General features: G+C 37.3%; 2 protein-coding genes. Both read right to left on the bottom strand.

The features are described from left to right. Positions 1-202: 202 nt before the first annotated feature. On the bottom strand, positions 203-688 hold the full coding sequence (locus ACYQ2O_RS12080) for a hypothetical protein (protein ID WP_091480459.1): 486 nt from the start codon (positions 686-688) through the stop codon (positions 203-205). A gap of 274 nt (positions 689-962) precedes the next feature. Next, positions 963-1,879 (bottom strand): transposase (locus ACYQ2O_RS12085; protein WP_459796688.1); only part of this gene is annotated, 917 nt, incomplete at its 5' end.

Consider the following 1,879-nt stretch of genomic DNA (forward strand, 5'->3'; position numbering starts at 1 on the left):
ATCACAACAATAGTTGTACGTGCTGAAGCACTACAACTTGTAAGGACGTACCAGCCTCTCGAGAAAAAGATAAATGTACCCATTGCGCAGGATGCTCTTCTTCCGCATACTCTGTCTCTACGCATTGAAATGCTAGAGTCACAGCAATTCGGGGTACATTTCCTTTTTTCTTGTCGAGGCTGACCGGTACGTGAAGCTTTTCTTAGTTTTTACGTTGAGTTAAATCTAGTCCTTCGATTTTTTCCAGTTCTGGAAGTAAAGCGTTCAGGATGCGTCCACCAAATACGAAGACGTCCATCATCGGTTTTACATCTTCACCTGTGATGCCCAGATGACGCATGATGATCTCACCATCTCCTGAGATAACGAAACGGTAGTAACCAGAACGCATCGCATTGATTTCGTTCAGTTCAGTCACAATTTCAGGCAGGCGGTTACGGTCTGTCACGTATCCGATTTTATTGTAAGTGATCTGGTAGTTTGCACGAGGTACATCAGCATCATGGATGATTACGCCACAAGCCACCGCTTTATTCTGGTTCACACGCAAAGCAGTCTGGAAAACGATTTGCTGCTGCTTGACTTCTTCGCCATCTTTTTTACGAATAGGTGCTTCGATGTCCTTTGTTTTAAATTGAATCTTTTTCTCCTGTGCCAGGTGTTTAAAGTTATCAGTAATTACGCTCATGTTAAAAGCCTCCGTCTAAATTTATCGTATTTATGTTTCACACAAAAACTAGTATACCATAAAACGCTTACTAATTATAGGGCAGAGAGAGGATAAATGATTTTCGAAACTCGCTTTTTCCACTGATTTTGAAATAACTTACTCATACAGCGAAAAATAATCAAGATTTTTTAAGTTATTGCTCATTTTTTAAACGTAATTTGGAATAACTTTTTTAATAATACTATTTTTGGGCATAAAGACCCCTTGGTCTTTAAATCATCAAAAAATTTAATTAAGCAACCCAACTCGCTAAATGTTCGACGATATTCTCTTTTACTTTAGCTGACGCAAAAGCCAAACTAACGATGAAAGAAATCGAAACATATAGATTCATTTTATCCAATCCTCGAATTGTATGGTCTTCAAAAAGAAAATCTCGATCTAAACGACTATTTACGCGTTCAACTGCTGTACGTTTTTTATACAACCGTTTAAATTTATAACTCGTCCGAGCCACTTTTGGGAAAATTCGAACATCTTCAGAACGTTTAATTCGGAAAATTCGGCAATCACTATACTTCGGATGAAATTTATATTGTAAGCTATCTGTTGAGCTGTCGTAGCCTTCATAAATCAAAGGAATAGACTTTCCACAATCATCAATAAAAAATACACGGCCATCTTCATCATAGATTAAATCTGTTTCTTTATATTGACGAGTGAGTTCGCCATCTTTCCACATATGACGATTATCAATAATTGCAGTAATTGAACGTCGTTCAATTTTATCAATCAATGGTTTCCCATCATACCCACGATCCGCCATTAAATATTCAGCTCGTTCCGCTTGTTGAGTAGTTAAATTATCTACTAAAAGCTTAGCAATTGTGCTTTCTCCTTCATTTGCAGGTGTCACTTTGTAAGCAATAGGTAGTTCATACTCTGTGTCACAAATGAGGTGGACTCGATATCCGAAATACCAAGTTGTTTGAATCACATTATTTTCTTTATCATAATAATTTTTAGCCGTCCAAGTCGCATCAGATTCACTTCGCTTGTCTGGTGTTTTACGGTTTGTTGGGTGATTCGCATGCGATTCAATAATTTTTCCATCAATTGCCAAATTTTCACCTAATTCTGGAAGTTCCTTATACAGAGTTTCCAATAAAGTAGTAAATATTCCCTCCACTTTTTCGAGATGATTGGTCA

The organism is Alkalibacterium sp. m-11 (assembly GCF_054658155.1).

Excerpts from the sequence above, each read along its gene's own strand:
- ACYQ2O_RS12080 (WP_091480459.1), bottom strand. The coding sequence starts at position 688 with ATGAGCGTAATTACTGATAACTTTAAACACCTGGCACAGGAGAAAAAG.